The sequence below is a fragment of the Rhizobium sp. SRDI969 genome, from assembly GCF_025152725.1.
In the GTDB taxonomy this organism is placed as follows: domain Bacteria; phylum Pseudomonadota; class Alphaproteobacteria; order Rhizobiales; family Rhizobiaceae; genus Rhizobium; species Rhizobium leguminosarum_I.
In genome coordinates this window covers 1,929,955-1,946,864 of sequence record NZ_CP104035.1, presented here as the reverse complement: position 1 = coordinate 1,946,864, position 16,910 = coordinate 1,929,955, and the positions used below count along the sequence as shown (strand labels likewise).

The 16,910-nt window shown below is 62.1% G+C and carries 13 protein-coding genes; 1 reads left to right on the top strand and 12 read right to left on the bottom strand.

All coding sequences use genetic code 11. From position 1 onward, the window contains the following. Window positions 1-85 precede the first annotated feature (85 nt). On the top strand, window positions 86-2,191 hold the full coding sequence (gene recG, locus N2A41_RS09810) for an ATP-dependent DNA helicase RecG (RefSeq protein ID WP_260110820.1): 2,106 nt from the start codon (window positions 86-88) through the stop codon (window positions 2,189-2,191). Between the two features lie 81 nt (window positions 2,192-2,272). Here the strand turns inward: recG and N2A41_RS09805 are convergent, their stop codons facing one another. The 12 genes from N2A41_RS09805 to N2A41_RS09750 all read right to left on the bottom strand — a co-directional run bounded on the left by N2A41_RS09805 (window position 2,273) and on the right by N2A41_RS09750 (window position 16,891). Next, window positions 2,273-2,980, bottom strand: a complete 708-nt coding sequence (locus N2A41_RS09805) for a DUF502 domain-containing protein (RefSeq protein WP_260110819.1) — start codon at window positions 2,978-2,980, stop codon at window positions 2,273-2,275. Between the two features lie 135 nt (window positions 2,981-3,115). Next, a complete protein-coding gene (gene glmS / locus N2A41_RS09800) occupies window positions 3,116-4,942 on the bottom strand; it encodes a glutamine--fructose-6-phosphate transaminase (isomerizing) (RefSeq protein ID WP_260110818.1) in 1,827 nt (608 codons plus the stop codon). A 109-nt stretch (window positions 4,943-5,051) separates the two neighbouring features. Then, entirely contained in the window at window positions 5,052-6,413 is a 1,362-nt protein-coding gene (gene glmU, locus N2A41_RS09795) for a bifunctional UDP-N-acetylglucosamine diphosphorylase/glucosamine-1-phosphate N-acetyltransferase GlmU (protein WP_222279564.1), read from the bottom strand. Between the two features lie 164 nt (window positions 6,414-6,577). Continuing rightward, window positions 6,578-7,363, bottom strand: coding sequence for a FadR/GntR family transcriptional regulator (locus N2A41_RS09790; protein ID WP_170258081.1), 786 nt, complete (start codon window positions 7,361-7,363; stop codon window positions 6,578-6,580). Between the two features lie 15 nt (window positions 7,364-7,378). After that, window positions 7,379-8,347: a galactofuranose ABC transporter, permease protein YjfF gene (gene yjfF / locus N2A41_RS09785; RefSeq protein ID WP_260110817.1), complete on the bottom strand. Its 969-nt coding sequence runs from the start codon at window positions 8,345-8,347 to the stop codon at window positions 7,379-7,381. A 5-nt stretch (window positions 8,348-8,352) separates the two neighbouring features. Further along, on the bottom strand, window positions 8,353-9,357 hold the full coding sequence (locus tag N2A41_RS09780) for an ABC transporter permease (RefSeq protein ID WP_222279568.1): 1,005 nt from the start codon (window positions 9,355-9,357) through the stop codon (window positions 8,353-8,355). Beyond that, window positions 9,354-10,877, bottom strand: a complete 1,524-nt coding sequence (gene ytfR / locus N2A41_RS09775) for a galactofuranose ABC transporter, ATP-binding protein YtfR (RefSeq protein WP_222279571.1) — start codon at window positions 10,875-10,877, stop codon at window positions 9,354-9,356. Before ytfR ends, N2A41_RS09780 begins: the two co-directional genes overlap by 4 nt. A 218-nt stretch (window positions 10,878-11,095) precedes the next feature. Continuing rightward, window positions 11,096-12,058, bottom strand: a complete 963-nt coding sequence (gene ytfQ, locus N2A41_RS09770; protein ID WP_017964262.1) for a galactofuranose ABC transporter, galactofuranose-binding protein YtfQ — start codon at window positions 12,056-12,058, stop codon at window positions 11,096-11,098. Window positions 12,059-12,201: 143 nt separating this feature from the next. Next, complete coding sequence (locus N2A41_RS09765; RefSeq protein WP_170262549.1) at window positions 12,202-13,278, bottom strand: BMP family ABC transporter substrate-binding protein; 1,077 nt, start codon at window positions 13,276-13,278, stop codon at window positions 12,202-12,204. A gap of 52 nt (window positions 13,279-13,330) precedes the next feature. Beyond that, the gene (locus N2A41_RS09760) at window positions 13,331-14,251 is read right to left on the bottom strand and encodes an ABC transporter permease (protein ID WP_017964260.1); all 921 of its coding nucleotides are present in this window, start codon (window positions 14,249-14,251) and stop codon (window positions 13,331-13,333) included. Continuing rightward, window positions 14,248-15,333, bottom strand: coding sequence for an ABC transporter permease (locus tag N2A41_RS09755; RefSeq protein WP_260110816.1), 1,086 nt, complete (start codon window positions 15,331-15,333; stop codon window positions 14,248-14,250). Before N2A41_RS09755 ends, N2A41_RS09760 begins: the two co-directional genes overlap by 4 nt. Next, complete coding sequence (locus tag N2A41_RS09750; RefSeq protein ID WP_260110815.1) at window positions 15,323-16,891, bottom strand: ABC transporter ATP-binding protein; 1,569 nt, start codon at window positions 16,889-16,891, stop codon at window positions 15,323-15,325. The genes N2A41_RS09755 and N2A41_RS09750 overlap by 11 nt, the downstream gene beginning before the upstream one ends. Between the last annotated feature and the right edge of the window lie 19 nt (window positions 16,892-16,910).

The following is a 16,910-nucleotide window of genomic DNA, read 5'->3' as shown; positions in this document are numbered from 1 at the left end:
CCTTCCTGTTGATGCGCCTCTATAGACCCTGGAAAGCGGCTTGTCAGCCTTGCCAAGGCCGCATTGTTCATCGCATTTTGGCCGCATGCGCCCCGCCATTCTCGATCCGCTGTTCTCCCCTATTTCGGGCCTTCCGGGCGTCGGACCGAAGATCGCCGACCTGCTGGTCAAGCTGCTCGGGCGCGAGACGCTGGAGGATTGCCGGGTCATCGATCTGCTTTTCCACGCGCCCTTCTCGCTGATCGACCGGCGCAACCAGCCGGGCATCGCCCGCGCGCCACAGGGTGCGATCGTAACGATCACGGCGCGCGTCGACCGGCACCAAGTGCCGCCGCGCGGCAAAAGCAATATCCCTTACCGCGTCTTCCTGCATGATGAGACCGGCGAGCTGACGCTGGTGTTTTTCCGCGGACAGGCGGCGTGGCTGGAAAAGCAGCTGCCCGTTGACGCGGAGGTGACCGTCAGCGGCAAGATCGACTGGTTCAACGGCCGCGCCTCGATGGTGCATCCCGACTATATAGTCAGGGCCGACGAGACGGAGAGCCTGCCGCTGGTCGAGCCGATCTATCCGCTGACGGCAGGACTTTCACCGAAGACGCTGCGCAAGATCATCGACGCCGGCCTGCCGCGTTTTCCCGAGCTGCCGGAATGGATCGACCTGCCGTTGACAGAGAAACAGGGCCTGCCGTCGATCCGCGACAGCTTCCACATGCTGCACGAGCCGCGCGATCCAACCGATATCGACCCGCAGGCCCCTGCCCGGCGGCGGCTTGCCTATGACGAATTCCTCGCCGGCCAGCTATCGCTGAGCCTGGTGCGGCAGAGGCTGCGCAAGGTGGCGGGCCAGCCGGTGCATGCCACCGGCGCCATCAGCAGCAAGATCCTGAAGAGCTTGCCCTTCTCGCTCACATCAAGCCAAAACGAGGCAATCGCCGAGGTTTTGAAGGATATGGCCGGCAACGAGCGCATGCTGCGGCTGCTGCAGGGCGATGTCGGTTCCGGCAAGACGCTGGTGGCGCTGATGGCGATGGCAGCGGTGATCGAGAGCGGCGGCCAGGCCGTGCTGATGGCGCCGACCGAAATCCTGGCGCGGCAACATCACGCGACGATCTCGAAATTCACCGCAGGCGCCGGGCTCGGCGTCGAGGTGCTGACCGGGCGCACCAAGGGACGCGAAAGGGAGGAAATCCTGGAGCGCATCGGCTCGGGTGCTGCCCAGATCATCATCGGCACGCATGCGCTGTTCCAGGACAGCGTCGCCTACGCCAATCTGATGCTTGCCGTCGTCGACGAGCAGCACCGTTTCGGCGTGCATCAGCGCCTGCGGCTGACCGCCAAGGGCCTCTCGCCGCACATGCTTGTCATGACGGCGACGCCGATCCCGCGCACGCTGGTGCTCGCCGCCTTCGGCGACATGGACGTCTCCAAGCTCACCGAAAAACCGGCCGGTCGCAAGCCGATCCAGACGATCACCGTGCCGATGGAGCGGACCGGCGAAATCGTCGGGCGGCTGCAAAGCGCGATTGCCGAGGGCAAGAAGGCCTACTGGATCTGCCCGCTGGTCGAAGAATCCGAAGAGCTCGACCTGATGTCGGCCGAGGAGCGGCATGCGACGCTGGTCTCAGCGCTTGGCCCTGATGTCGGCCTCATCCACGGCCGCATGAGCGGACCGGAGAAGGACGCGGCGATGATGGCGTTCAAGAACGGCGAGACCCGGCTGCTCGTCGCCACCACCGTCGTCGAGGTCGGTGTCGACGTGCCGGATGCGACGATCATGGTGATCGAACATGCCGAACGCTTCGGCCTGGCGCAATTGCATCAGCTGCGCGGCCGCGTCGGGCGCGGCGACGAGGCCTCAACCTGCATCCTGCTCTACAAGGGACCACTCGGCGAGACCGGCCATGCCAGGCTTTCGATTATGCGGGAGACGGAGGATGGCTTCCGCATCGCCGAGGAGGACCTGAAGCTGCGCGGTGAAGGCGAATTGCTCGGCACACGGCAATCCGGCACGCCGGGTTTCCGCATCGCCAGCCTCGAGGCGCATGCCGACCTGCTCGAGATCGCCCGCAAGGATGCGGCTTACCTCATTGAGCGGGATCCGGAATTGACAACGGAGAGAGGAACGGCGGTCCGCACGCTGCTCTATCTTTTCCGCCGCGACGAGGCGATCCGTTTTCTTAGAGCGGGATAAAGCGCGCCGCGGCGCGCTTTAAGTCTTCCTTCCATGCATGTCGTTATCCCAAAACCGCTGAACACTTTTGGGCGACATGCATCATTCGGCCTTGGAAACTGCCACCGGCTTCGGCCGCGGCAAGTGCTTCTGCTTCGGCTCCGGCTGGGGGATTTCAGGAGCCACGAGACCGCCCGAAATCAGGAACTTGGCGGCATCCTCCGGCGACATGTCGAGCAAGACGATCTTCTCGCGCGGTACGAAGACGAGGAAACCAGCCGTCGGCACCGGCGTCGGCGGCAGGAAGACCGCGACCATATCCTGGCCCATCGCATTGAACTTCGAAGCGATTTCGCCTTTGGCGTCGGTGGCAACGAAAACCAGGGCCCAGAGACCGGGACTTGGATATTCGATGAGGCCGACTTTCTTGAAGGAGTTCGACTGCTCCTTCAGCACGGTTTCGAAAATCTGCTTCACGCTTCTGTAGATCGTCCGTACCAGCGGCATGCGCTGGACGACGGATTCGCCGAAACCGACGATGCTCTGGCCGATGAGGTTCTTGCCGAGGAAGCCGACGACGGTGATCAGGATAACGGCGGTCAGCAGGCCGAAACCGGGAATGGCAAAATTGAGATAGCTTTCCGGATTCCAGCGTGCCGGAATATAGGGCCTGACCCAGCTGTCCGACCAGTGGATGAAGGTCCAGGTCAGCCAGATGGTGATCGCGATCGGGGCGCAGATGATCAAACCTGCGAGAAAATTATTCCTCAGCCGGGTCGCGACCGGCATTCTGGCGGCGTTGTCGGCCATCGTTTCCAGATGAACTCCATCTCAGTCCTGGACAGGCCGGAACGCCGGCCCTTCCCCCTTGTCCGCAGACCAAAACTGCCAGAATTCTGGGCGTCGCACAATATGTTTCGGCGGCACGGTCGCGGCGTTACAGGCTTATTCCACAGTCACCGATTTCGCCAGATTGCGCGGCTGGTCGACGTCGGTGCCCATGAAGACGGCGGTGTGATAAGCGAGCAGCTGGATCGGCAGCGAGAAGATCATCGGCGCGATAATTTCGTCGACGACAGGCAGGGCGATCGTCGCCATGGTCGGCAGTTTCGAGGCAGCCGCACCGGCCTCGTCGGTGATGAAGATGATGCGGCCGCCGCGGGCTGCGACTTCCTGCATATTCGAGACGGTCTTTTCGAAGAAACGGTCGTAGGGGGCAATAACGATGACGGGCATGTTCTCGTCGATCAGCGCGATCGGTCCGTGCTTCAATTCGCCGGCGGCGTAACCCTCTGCGTGGATATAGGAAATTTCCTTGAGCTTCAGCGCGCCTTCCATGGCGAGCGGGAAACTGGTGCCGCGGCCGAGATAGAGCACGTCCTTGCACTTCGACAGCTCACGCGACAGACTTTCCATCTGCGGCTGGATCAGGTTCAGCACCCGGCTCATGATGCGCGGCATTTCGGCGAGATGGCGCACCAGCGCCCTCTCCTCATCGGCACTCACCGTGCCGCGCGCCTTGCCGGCGCCGATCGCCAGCGCTGCCAGCACGGCAAGCTGGCAGGTGAATGCCTTGGTGGAGGCGACGCCGATTTCGGGGCCGGCCATGATCGGGAAGACGGCGTCGGATTCACGCGCGATCGTCGATTCGCGGACATTGACGACGGCGCCGATCTTTAAGCCGTTTTCGCGGCAATAGCGCAAGCATGCCAGCGTATCGGCGGTCTCGCCGGACTGCGAGATGAAGAGCGCAGCCTGCGACGGCGACAGCGGCATTTCGCGGTAGCGGAATTCGGAAGCGACGTCGATCTCGACCGGCAGGCGGGCATAACGCTCGAACCAGTATTTGCCGACGAGGCCGGCGAGATAGGCAGTACCGCAGGCAGAGATGGCAAGGCCGGTCGCCACCTTGAAGTCGATCGCGGCGGCGTTGGCGCCGATGGTGTTCTCGGCGAAATCGACATAGTGACTGAGCGCGTGAGAGATCACCTCCGGCTGCTCGTAGATTTCCTTTTCCATGAAGTGGCGGTGGTTGCCCTTGTCGACAACATAGGCGGTCGCCTGCGAGGTCTGCCGGGCGCGCTTGACCGGCTTGCCGGCGAAATCGAGCACCGAGACACCATCCCGGGTGAGGACAGCGCAATCGCCGTCGACCAGATAGGTGATCTCGTTGGTGAAGGGCGAGAGCGCGATCGCATCCGAGCCGAGGAACATCTCGCCGCGGCCATAGCCGACGGCAAGCGGCGGGCCGGAACGGGCGGCCATGATCGTGCCGGGATCGGCCTTGAGCATGATGGCCAATGCATAGGCGCCGGTTACCCGGTTCAGCATCTTCAGCATGGCGGCGCGCGGCTCCAGGCCTTCGCGCAGGTATTTCGCCATCAGATGGGCGACCACTTCGGTATCGGTCTGGGTTTCGAAGACCGAGCCCTCTTCCGTCAGTTCGTCGCGAAGCTCGGAGAAGTTCTCGATGATGCCGTTATGGACGACCGCGACGCCCTCGACGAAATGCGGATGGGCATTGGTCTCGTTCGGAACGCCATGGGTCGCCCAGCGCGTGTGGGCGATGCCGACGGTGCCGGGCAGCGGTTCGCTGTCGAGGCGCTTTTCCAGATTGAACAGCTTGCCCTCGGCGCGGCGGCGATCCATCACGCCGTCATGGATGGTGGCGACACCGGCGGAATCGTAACCACGATATTCGAGACGCTTCAGCGCATCGACCAGGCGCCCGGCAACAGGCGCAGTTCCGACGATCCCCACAATGCCGCACATATAGTATCCCCATGAAGGCTTCGATGACGAGGCCAGTCCTAACGATTCCTGCTTATTTCTCAATCACCTCGGCGGTCACTTTCAATTTCCGCCGGTTACGCAAGGCCGGTCAGGCTTTCGCCTTCTTCGCCGCCTTGGTGGCAAGCGCACGCTCGCGCAGCAGCGTCGCACGGCCGGGCTTGATCTCCTGCCGAGCGCGGCCGAGCGCCAGCGCGTCGGCCGGAACATCGACGGTGATGACGCTGCCGGAGGCGATATAGGCGCCGTCGCCGATCGTCACCGGCGCGACCAGCGAGGAATTGGAACCGATGAAGGCGTTTTCGCCGATCACCGTCTCGCTCTTGTTGACGCCGTCATAATTGCAGGTGATCGTGCCGGCGCCGATATTGCTGCCGGCGCCGATGACGGCATCGCCGATATAAGTCAGGTGGTTGACCTTGGCGCCCTCGCCCAGCCGGCCGTTCTTGACCTCGCAGAAATTGCCGACTTTGGCGCCGCTGGCGAGATCGGCGCCCGGCCGCAGCCGCGCGAAGGGACCGACAGTCGCGCCCTGGCTGACATGGGCGCCTTCGATATGCGAGAAGGCGTGAATGACGGCGCCGCTGTCGATCACAGCACCCGGACCGAAGACGACATTCGGCTCGATCAGCGTGTCCTGGCCGATGACGGTATCGTAGGAGAGAAACACCGTTTCCGGTGCGATCATGGTGACGCCTGAAAGCATCATCTGGTGGCGGCGGCGCTCCTGCCAGAAGCGCTCGATGACGGCGAGTTCGGCCCGGGTGTTGCAGCCGGTCATCTCGATCTCAGGCGCATCGACCGCGGTGACGCGTCCGCCGAGCGAACGAGCGATCTCGACGAGGTCGGTCAGATAGAATTCACCCTTGGCGTTAGCGTTGCCGATGCGCGAGAGAAGATCGAGCGCCTTGCTACCGCTAATCGCCATCAGCCCGCTGTTGCACCATGTGACGGTGCGCTCGGCATCGGTCGCGTCTTTTTCCTCGCGGATGGCAATGAGTTCGCCGTCCTTGACGAGCAGGCGGCCGTAGCCGCTCGGCCGGTCGGTGTGGAAACCGATGACGACGACATCGCTGCCATCGGCAAGGGCCTGGCGGGCGGCCTTCAGCGGTGCGTCGGTCTGCAGCGGCACGTCGCCATAGGTGACGAGGATATCGTCATAGCCCTTGGCAATCGCTTCGCGCGCCGCCAGCACCGCGTGGCCGGTGCCGAGGCGTTCCTTCTGCAGGTAGGATTCGATGCTGATGCCGGCGACGCTTGCCGCCTTTGCCACGTCCTCGGCGTCACGGCCGACGACAAGGGCAACGGACGAGATGCCGGCAGAGGCGACTGCCTCGACCACGTGGGCGATCATCGGCCGTCCGGCGACCGGATGCAGCACCTTCGATTTCGAGGATTTCATCCGCGTGCTGTCACCGGCGGCAAGGATGACGGCAAGACAAGTGCGTTCCATGATTTGCTCCGCGAATCCGCGCCACGAGGCGGCTTTATCGCCTCATACTGCATAATTCCCTAAATCGGAATCGATTTAAGGATAAATTATGCAGCCATTCGAAGCGCTGCAGCGTCCTTTGCGCCTCTCGAAAAGATGCGCGGCGCTGCAGACAAGAACAGCCTTCACAAAGGTGAAATTGCGCTCGAAATCGACCCTGTGACGGGCTCGGAGCCGCGGGCCGCGAAGGCTTCATGCACATGATGGCGGCCGTCCAGGATGACGTCCTCCATCGCGCGGCGCGCAGCACTGCTATCGCCGGACACGATCGCATCGACGATGCGCATATGGGTGTCGGCGATATTGGCGAAGCCGTTTTCGGTTGGCGGCGTGCTCATCCGGAACATGCCGACGAGGGCTGCTTCAATGAGGCTGCCCAGTGTCCGCATGAAGGGATTATGCGAGGCTTCGGCGATCGCCAGGTGAAAACGAAGGTCGGCGAGTGCCAGGCTGTCGGCCGTATGACCAGCCGCCGCCATCTCGAGCGCCAGCCCGCGCAGCATCTCGATATCCTCGGCATTCGCCCGCTCGGCGACGAGCCCGGCGGCGAAGGGTTCGAATGCGAGACGAATATCGTAGAGCTGCAGCAGAAACTCTTCCGTCACGCCGTTGTCGAAGTGCCAGGCGATGATCTCGCTGTCGAACATGTTCCAGAGGTTCTTCTCGGTCACACGCGTGCCGACCCGCGCCTTGGCGACGACCATGCCCTTGGCGGCAAGCGTCTTCATCGTCTCACGCAAGACGGTGCGGGACACTTTGAAACGCTGCGCCAGTTCCGTATCGCCCGGCAGGATCGAGCCAACGGGATAGGTGCCGGCGACGATCGCCTTGCCGAGTTCGTCGACGACCTGGGCGTGGCTCGTCCGGGTTCTGCGCCCCGTCTTGCGTGTCTCGTCCAATTTGTAGCGCAAGCGATCCGTCTCCCCTCAGGCGTACCTCTTGTTCAGACTGGAAACGAACAGGATGGCTTTCTGCATCAGGATGAATGCAAACAGCAGAAGGCCAATCAGGATCTTGGTCCACCAGCTCGACAGCGTGCCGTCAAAGGTGATGTAGGTCTGAATGAGCCCCTGGATCAGGATACCGATCAAAGTTCCCGCCACGAATCCCGATCCTCCGGTCAGCAGCGTCCCCCCAATAACCACCGCCGCGATAGCATCGAGTTCGACGCCGACTGCTGCAAGAGAATATCCAGCAGAGGTGTACAGCGAAAAAACGATCCCGGATAGGCCTGCAAGAAATCCCGACAGCGCATAGATCTGGATTGTCGTGCGGCCGACCGGCACACCCATCAGCCGCGCCGTCTGCGCGCCGCCGCCGAGTGCATAGACGTTGGTGCCGAAGCGGGTGCGCTGGGCGATGAAGATGCCGACCGCAAAAACCAGAAGCATGATACCGCCGATCAGCGTCAGCCGCCCGCCGCCGGGCAGACGCCAATAGAGGCTCGTCAACGTCGAATAATATTCGTGATCGATCGGGATGCTGTCGATCGAGAGCACGAAGGCCATGCCGCGCGCCAGGAACATGCCGGCGAGTGTGACGATGAAGGCCGGCATTTCGAGATAGTGGATGATTGCGCCCATGACCGCGCCGAAGGCGGTGGTGATGACGAGCACAATCGTAAAGGCAAGCAGCGGATGGATCGAGGTCTTCTGCAGGATGACCGCGAGGAAGACGCCGGTGAAGGCAATGACCGATCCGATCGACAGATCGATACCGCCGGAGATGATGACGAAGGTCATGCCGACGGCGGCGATGCCGAGAAAGGCATTGTCGGTCAACAGATTGCCGATGACGCGCGTCGACAGAATGTTCGGATATTGCAGCGCGCAGCCGACATAGGCGAGCACGAAGATGACGACGGTCGCCAGCAGCGGCAGGTATTTGGAGTTCATTTCGGCTACTCCCTTCCGCTCTGCCGGCGGCTGGCGAAGATGGCGAGCGATTGCACCGCCGGCGACTGGATGACGAGGATGACGATAATGATGACCGCCTTGATGATCAGGTTGAATTCAGGCGGGAAGCCGGAAGACAGGATGCCGGTATTCACAGCCTGGATGATCATTGCGCCGATCAGCGATCCGAGAATGCTGAAGCGGCCGCCGAGCAGCGAATTGCCGCCGACGACGACGGCGAGGATCGCGTCGAGTTCCAGCCAGAGACCGGCATTGTTGGCATCGGCGCCCTTGATGTCGGCGGCGACGATGATGCCCGCGATCGCGGCACACAGCCCGCTCAGCATATAGACGGCCATCAGCAGCACCGGCGTTTGAATTCCAGACAGCGTGCTGGCGCGGCGATTGATGCCGACGGCCTCGATCAGCATGCCGAGTGCGGTGCGGCGGACGAGCAGGATGACGAGCAGGCCGACGAGAAACCAGATGACGACAGGCATCGGCAGCAGGGCCATGGAACCGCTGCCGAAGAAGGTCAGCCCATCATCGTTGAAGGTCAGGATAGCGCCCTCGGTGATCAGCTGGGCGATGCCGCGACCGGCGACCATCAGCACCAGCGTGGCGATAATCGGCTGGATATTGAGCACGGCCACCAGGAAACCGTTCCAGACGCCGCAGGCGATACCGATCGCCAATGTCAGGAAAATAGTGTAGGCCACTGAATTTCCTGAAACAATCGACGATGCAGCGACGGCGCCGCAGATAGCCACGACCGCCCCGACGGACAGGTCGATGCCCTTGGTGGCAATGACCAGCGTCATGCCGATCGCCAGCAGCGCCACCGGCGCGCCGCGATTCAGCACGTCGATGAGGCTGCCATAGAGGCGCCCGTTTTGAACCACGACATTAAAAAACTGCGGCGACGTTATGAAATTCAACAAGAGAATGACAACGAGCGCGATCAATTGCGGCGCCAGGCGATAGGCCAGCGCATTCCGGGAGGACTTCATGCTTCCTCCGTCTTGTGCTCGGCGGCAGCGATGGCATCGACGATGCCGGCGGCGGTGATACGTTCGCCCGTCAATTCGGCGATATGCTGCCGGTCGCGAAGCACGATGATACGTGAGCTATAGGCGACAAGCTCTTCAAGTTCCGATGAAATTACGATCAATGACATGCCTTCGGCGCAGAGCTGTTCGATGAGCCGGATGATCTCGGCATGGGCGCCGACATCGATGCCACGGGTCGGCTCGTCGAGGATCAGAAACTTGGGATTGGTCGCCAGCCAGCGGGCGAGGATCGCCTTCTGCTGGTTGCCGCCGGAGAGCAGCCGGATCGGCTTTTCGCGGTCCGTGGTGCGGATATCGAGCGCCTTGATGTAGCGGTCGGCAAGGGCATTCTGCTCGGCGCGCGAGAGCGGCCGGGTCCAGCCGCGGCGCGCCTGCAGGGCAAGGGCGATGTTCTCCCTGATCGACAGGTCGCCGATGATGCCATCGGTCTTGCGGTCCTCGGGGCAGAAGCCGAAACCCTTTCCGATCGCGGCGCGCGGGCTGGAGAGCGTCACCGGCCGGCCGTTGATCGTGGCGCTGCCGCTGTCGGCGTGTTCAACGCCGAAGAGCAGTTCGGCGGTTTCGGTACGGCCGGAGCCGAGCAGCCCGGCGACGCCGACCACCTCTCCGGCGCGCACCTCAAGGTCGAAAGGCTTGACCTTGCCGCGTTTGCCGTAGCCTGAAAAACGATATCGAACCTCGCCTGCCGCAAGGCTGCGTTCCCTGACAGTCTCTTCGACATGCGCCAGTTCGCGGCCGAGCATCATGGCGATCAGGCCCTGGCGCGGCAGATCGACGGCATCACGGGTGCCGACGAGCTTGCCGTTGCGCAGCACGGTAATGCGGTCGCTGATCGCATAGACCTGCTCAAGAAAATGGGTGATGAAGACGATGCCCAGGCCGCGCTTCTTCAGGTCTTCGATGATGCGGAAGAGCAGCGCGACCTCCTGGTTGTCGAGACTTGCCGTGGGCTCGTCGAGGATCAGCACCTTGCCTGAGAGATCGACGGCGCGGGCGATGGCAACCACCTGCTGGACGGCGACGGAAAAACGGCCAAGTTCGGCGGTAACGTCGATATCGATGCCGTAACCGGTGAGCAGATCGCGCGCCTGGCGGTTCATCGCGCGCATGTCGGTCATGCCGAACCGTCTTGGCTGGCGTCCGAGAAAGAGATTTTCGGCGACGCTTAAATTGGCCAGCAGGTTGACCTCCTGGTAGACGGTGCCGATGCCGAGCTTCTGGGCGGCGAGCGTATTGGCCGGATTGATTTCCTGGCCGTCGAGCGCCAGGCTGCCCTCGTCACGATGATAGGCGCCGGTGATGCACTTGATCAGCGTCGACTTGCCGGCGCCGTTCTCGCCCAGCAATGCGTGCACCTCGCCTCTGCGGAGCGTGAAATCGACCTTATCCAGCGCCACCGCGCCGGGAAAGAATTTCGATATTCCGGAGGCCGCGAGAACGTTCTCGAAATCGTGAGTCATAAGGGTCAGTTTTCCTGATATTGACGGCAAAAGCCGCGCCGCGGCCGGACATGATGTCCCAAGGCGGCGAGGCAGTTCCGCACCGGTCCATGACGGGCCGGTGCGGTTCTACAGCGCCCCTCGTCTTTTCAGACACCGACGCTGTAGCGCTTTGAATTGCTGCATGATCTATCCTGAAATCGATTCAGACCTCAGGAATTATGCAGTGTCAAATCAGATCAGTAGCCCTGGCCCTTCTTCTCTTCGTAGACCTTCATCGGGTCGTCGGCAGGCGTGTAGAGCTTCGACTCGGTCTGGATCCACTTCGCCGGAGCCTTCTTGTCCTTCAGATAGGCTTCGAGCGCATCGAAGGCCGGACCTGCCATATTCGGCGTCAGCTCGACCGTGGCATTGGACTCGCCTTCGGACATGGCTTTGAAGATATCGGGCACGGCGTCGATCGAGACGACGAGGATATCCTTGCCGGGCTTCAGGCCGGCTTCCTTGATCGCCTGGATGGCGCCGACGGCCATGTCGTCGTTATGGGCGTAGAGAGCGCAGATATCCTTGCCGCCATTCTCGGCCTTCAGGAAGCTTTCCATGACTTCCTTGCCCTTGGTGCGGGTGAAGTCACCGGTCTGGCTGCGAACGATCTTGAGGTTATCGTGGCCGGCAAGGGCCTCTTCGAAGCCCTTCTTGCGGGCGATGGCCGGCGATGAACCGGTGGTGCCCTGAAGTTCAACGACATTGCACTTCTTGTCGCCGACGGTCTTGACCAGGAAGTCGCCTGCGACCTTGCCTTCATGGACCAGATCCGACGTAACAGCCGTCAGGTAGAGATCGTCGGGAGCCTTGATGGTACGGTCGAGAAGGATGACCGGAATCTTGGCTTCCTTGGCTTCCTTGAGAACGTCGTCCCAGCCGGTTTCGACGACCGGAGCAATGAGAATGGCATCGACGCCCTGAGCAATGAAGGAGCGCAAAGCCTTGATCTGGTTTTCCTGCTTCTGCTGCGCATCGGCAAACTTCAGATCGATGCCGCGCTTCTTGGCCTGCTCCTTGGTCACGGTCGTTTCAGCCGCACGCCAGCCCGATTCCGAGCCGATCTGCGAGAAGCCGACGGTGAGGCCGGCGGCCGAAGCCGAACCGAACATGCAGGCAGCCAGAATCGTGGCACTCAAAAGTGCAGTCTTCAATTTCATGATTTCCTCCCAATGCCGCATCTCGCGGCGCAGGGTCAAAAAATCATATAGTATTACTTTTGTAAATCGGAATCTTGGGATGCATTGCAGCAAAAAAGAGCGCCAAGGAAGGCGCTCTTCGCATTTGCGAGATAGCTGCGGGATTATTTACCCGGCAGCTTATCGTCGACACCTTCAACGTAGAAGTTCATGCCGAGCAGGGTGCCGTCATCGGCCTTCTCGCCGGCCTTCAGCCAGGGCGTTCCGTCCTGCTTGTTGATCGGTCCGGTGAAGGGATGCAGTTCGCCTGATTTGATCTTGGCTTCGGTTTCCTCGGCCATCTTCTTCACGTCATCGGGCATGTTGGTATAGGGCGCCATCTTCAGGATGCCGTCCTTCAGGCCGTCCCAGCTCTGCTCGGACTTCCAGGTGCCATCCAGAAGAGCATGAACGCGCTTGGAGTAGTAGGCCCCCCAAGTGTCAACGATTGCCGTCAGCTGAGCCTTCGGGCCTGCTGCGATCATGTCGGACGCCTGGCCGAAGGCGTGGATGCCGCGTTCTTCGGCAACCTGCATCGGCGCGGTCGTGTCGGTGTGCTGCGTCAAGACGTCGACGCCCTGGTCGACCATTGCTTTGGCGGCGTCGGCTTCCTTGCCGGGGTCGAACCAGGTGTTGACCCAGATGACCTTCAGCTTGAAGCTCGGATCGACCGACTTGGCGCCCTGCTCGAAGGAGTTGATGCCCATGACGACTTCGGGAATCGGGAAGGAGGCGATATAGGCTGCCCCGTGATTCTTCGAGGTTTTCGCGGCGATCTGGCCGAGGATGTAGCGGCCTTCATAGAAGCGCGAATTATAGGTCGCGAGGTTAGGGCCGGTCTTGTAACCGGTGCCATGTTCGAACTTGACCTTCGGGAACTTGGCGGCGACCTTCACCGTCGCATCCATAAAGCCGAAGGACGTCGTGAAGATCAGCTTGCAGCCGGAACGGGCAAGGCGCTCGATGGCGCGCTCGGCATCCGGGCCTTCCGGCACGTTTTCGAGATAAGGCGTATCGATCTTGTCGCCGAACTCGGCCTGGACCTGCTGGCGGCCGAGATCGTGGGCCTGCGAATAACCGCCGTCGGTATGCGAACCGACATAGACGAAGCAGACCTTCGTCTTGTCCGCGGCGTGAGCGGCGGATGAGATGCCGATCACGGCGGCAGCCGAGGCGGCAAGTGTGAATGCTAACTTCTTCATGGGAACCCCTGTTGGTTTGAAGTTATTGCGGAAACCCGTTTTTGTTGTTGCTTTATCGCTCCGGAACGAAGGCTTTTCCGAGCGACGCGGGCGTATTGATCAACGTCGTGCGGCGATTATGGGAAATGATGATGAGAACCACAATAGTCGCGGCGTAGGGCAGCATCGAAAGAAACTGCGAGGGAATGCCGAGACCGAAGGCCTGCGCGTGAAGCTGCAGGATGGTGACTGCGCCGAAGAGATAACCGCCGGCAAAGACCCGCCACGGCCGCCAGGAGGCGAAGACCACCAGGGCCAGCGTGATCCAGCCGCGGCCGGCCGACATGTTCTCGGCCCATTGCGGGGTGTAGACGAGCGAAAGCTGCGCGCCGGCAAGACCGGCGCAGGCACCGCCGAACATCACCGCCAGATATCGCGTGCGGATGACATGAATGCCGAGCGCGTGAGCCGAACCGTGATTATCGCCGATCGCCCTGAGCTTCAGCCCGGTCCGGCTGCGAAACAGAAACCAGCTGACGCCGACCACGAGCGCGATCGACAGGTAGAAGATCAGGTCCTGCCTGAAGAGAACATGGCCAACGACCGGAAGATCCGACAGGACCGGAATGACGATCTCTCCCAGCCGGATGCCGGGCATGCCGACATAGGCTTCGCCAAGCATGCCTGAGGCGCCGAGGCCGAGAAGGGTGAGCGCCAGACCGGTCGCCACCTGGTTCGCCACCAGGGTCAGCGTCAGGAAGGCAAACAGAAGAGAGAAAAGCGCGCCTGCCGCAATGCCGCAGACGATGCCGACATAGGGCGAGCCCGAGATCTGCGCGCCGGCAAAGGCGGCAACAGCGCCCATGATCATCATGCCCTCGACACCGAGATTGAGAACGCCGGAACGCTCGGCCACGAGTTCACCGAGTGCGGCGATGACGAGCGGCGTCGAGGCGGTGATGACAGTCAGCAGAATCGCTTCGAAGATGCTCATGCCACCCTGCCCCTTAGCCGCGACCAGACAATGCGGATTTTGTAATAGATCAGCGTATCGCAGGAGAGCACGAAGAAGAGCAGCAGGCCCTGGAAGACGCGGGTGACCTTGTCGGAAACGCCGAGCGAAAGCTGGGCCGCTTCGCCGCCGAGATAGGTCAGCGCCAGCACCAGGCCTGATGCGATGATGCCGAGCGGATTGAGGCGGCCGAGGAAGGCGACGATGATGGCGGTGAAGCCGTAGCCCGGCGAGATCGCCGGCTGCAAATGGCCAATCGAGCCCGAGACCTCGGCTATCCCGGCAAGGCCGGCAAGAGCGCCCGAGAAGAGAAAGCTGAACCAGATCATCTTCTTCGACGAGAAGCCGGCAAAGCGCCCTGCCCGCTCCGATTGGCCGAGCACGACGATCTCGAAGCCTTTCAGCGTATAGCGCAGCATGAACCAGACGCCGAATGCGGCGACAATGGCGAAGATGAAGGCCCAATGGGCGCGGCCGGACTCTTCCCATATCGCCGGCAGCACGGCCTCCGGTGCGAAATCATGGGAAACCGGAAAGTTGAAGCCCTTCGGATCGCGCCAGGCGCCGCGGATCAGCCAGTCGAGGAAGAGCTGGGCGATATAGACAAGCATCAGGGACGTCAGGATCTCGTTGGTGTTGAAATGCGCCTTCAGCAGCGCCGGAATGGCGGCAAAAAGCGCACCGCCAAGCGCGCCCAATATCAGCATCAGCGGCAGCACGAGCGGCGAATGCCAGTCGTAGAAGACAATCGGCAGATAGGAGCCGGTGATGGCACCGATGGTGAACTGGCCTTCGGCGCCGATATTCCAGTTGTTCGAGCGATAACAGACGGCCAGGCCGACGGCGATCAGGATCAGGGGCGCGGCCTTGATCGCCAGTTCGTGCAGCGACCAGACCTCGAGCAGCGGCTCGACGAAGAAGGCGTCGAGTGCGGCGATCGGGTCCTTGCCGAGCATGGCGAACATGATGGCGCCGAACACCAGCGTCAGGACAAGGGCCAAGAGCGGCGAGACGAAGGCGAAGAGCTTCGAGACGTCGGGACGTTTTTCGAGTTCAATGCGCATGGGGCGCCTCCGGAGCAGAGCCGCTCTCGTGCAGGCCGCCCATCAGCAGGCCGATCCTTTCCCGTGTCAGTTCGCCCGCCGGGAACGGGCGGGAAAGGCGGCCTTCGCAGATGACGGCAATATCGGTCGCCACCTCGAAGATCTCGTCGAGATCCTGGCTGATGACGACGACGGCCGAACCAGCTCTTGCGAGATCGACGAGCGCCTGGCGGATGCGGCTTGCCGCCCCGGCATCGACGCCCCAGGTCGGCTGGTTGACGACGAGCACCGCCGGCTGGCGGTCGAGCTCGCGGCCGACGATGAACTTCTGCAGGTTGCCGCCTGATAAGGAGCCGGCGGCCGGGTCATCGCCGCTCTTGCGGACATCCATCGCCTCGGAAATGCGTCTTGCGGCGGATTTCACCGCAGCGTGGCGGATGATGCCGAGCAGGCCCAGAAACGCCTTGCGGTCCGACTGGCTGCGGGCAAGGACGAGATTGTCCGACAGTTTCATGGCGGAGACGGCGGCATGGCCATGGCGCTCCTCCGGCACGAAGCCGGCGCCGAGAAGACGGCGGGCGGTAATACCCTGATTGCCCACGTGCTTCTTGCGGATGACGATCGCCTCGGCCGAGGCGACGGGATATTCGCCTGACAGTGCGTCGAAAAGCTCGCTCTGCCCGTTGCCCGCGACACCTGATATGGCGAGGATCTCGCCGGAGCGCACCGCCATCGACACATCACGCAGGGGCATGGCGAAGGGGGTGCGCGGCGCGACGGAAAGGTTGGCGACGGCAAGCTGCACCTCGCCTTTGTCGCTGCGCTCCGGATGCGTGACGGTCGCCACCTCGCTGCCGACCATCATGCGAGCGAGCGAAGCCGGCGTTTCCCGCTTCGGATCGCAGGCGCCGGTCACGCGGCCATGGCGCAGCACGGTGGCGCGATCGCAGATACGCTGCACTTCTTCCAAGCGGTGGCTGATATAAAGAACCGAACGCCCCTCGGCGCGCAGCTTGAACAGCGTCTCGAACAGCTTGTCGGCCTCCTGCGGCGTCAGCACCGAGGTCGGCTCGTCGAGGATGATGAGCTTCGGGTTCTGCAGCAGCGCACGGACGATCTCGATACGCTGGCGCTCGCCGACCGAGAGATCGGCGACATGGGCATGCGGATCGAGAGGCAGGCCGTAGGCGACCGACAGCGCTCTCGCCTCCTCGGCGATTTTGTCGATCGGGATGGCGTCATCGAGCGACAGGGCGATGTTTTCGGCAACCGTCAGCGCCTCAAACAGCGAGAAATGCTGGAAGACCATGCCGATGCCGAGCTTGCGGGCTTCCCCAGGCGATGTGATCGCCACCGGCTGGCCCTGCCAGAGGATATGCCCGTCCGTCGGCTCGAGAACGCCGAACAGCATCTTCACCAGGGTGGATTTGCCCGCACCATTTTCGCCGAGAAGCGCATGAATTTCGCCCGGCGCGATATCGAGATCGATTTCATTGCAGGCAGCAAAGCCACCGAAGAACTTCGTCAGCTTCTGAACCGATAATAACGCACCGGAATCCGGCACATTCAATGGCGACACGTTCCCCTCATTTCTTCTG

What these genes read in the sequence shown, in the direction of transcription:
- recG (WP_260110820.1), top strand. Translation starts at nt 86, where the DNA reads ATGCGCCCCGCCATTCTCGATCCGCTGTTCTCCCCTATTTCGGGCCTT.
- N2A41_RS09805 (WP_260110819.1), bottom strand. Translation starts at nt 2,980, where the DNA reads ATGGCCGACAACGCCGCCAGAATGCCGGTCGCGACCCGGCTGAGGAAT.
- glmS (WP_260110818.1), bottom strand. Translation starts at nt 4,942, where the DNA reads ATGTGCGGCATTGTGGGGATCGTCGGAACTGCGCCTGTTGCCGGGCGC.
- glmU (WP_222279564.1), bottom strand. Translation starts at nt 6,413, where the DNA reads ATGGAACGCACTTGTCTTGCCGTCATCCTTGCCGCCGGTGACAGCACG.
- yjfF (WP_260110817.1), bottom strand. Translation starts at nt 8,347, where the DNA reads ATGAACTCCAAATACCTGCCGCTGCTGGCGACCGTCGTCATCTTCGTG.
- N2A41_RS09780 (WP_222279568.1), bottom strand. Translation starts at nt 9,357, where the DNA reads ATGAAGTCCTCCCGGAATGCGCTGGCCTATCGCCTGGCGCCGCAATTG.
- ytfR (WP_222279571.1), bottom strand. Translation starts at nt 10,877, where the DNA reads ATGACTCACGATTTCGAGAACGTTCTCGCGGCCTCCGGAATATCGAAA.
- ytfQ (WP_017964262.1), bottom strand. Translation starts at nt 12,058, where the DNA reads ATGAAATTGAAGACTGCACTTTTGAGTGCCACGATTCTGGCTGCCTGC.
- N2A41_RS09765 (WP_170262549.1), bottom strand. Translation starts at nt 13,278, where the DNA reads ATGAAGAAGTTAGCATTCACACTTGCCGCCTCGGCTGCCGCCGTGATC.
- N2A41_RS09760 (WP_017964260.1), bottom strand. Translation starts at nt 14,251, where the DNA reads ATGAGCATCTTCGAAGCGATTCTGCTGACTGTCATCACCGCCTCGACG.
- N2A41_RS09755 (WP_260110816.1), bottom strand. Translation starts at nt 15,333, where the DNA reads ATGCGCATTGAACTCGAAAAACGTCCCGACGTCTCGAAGCTCTTCGCC.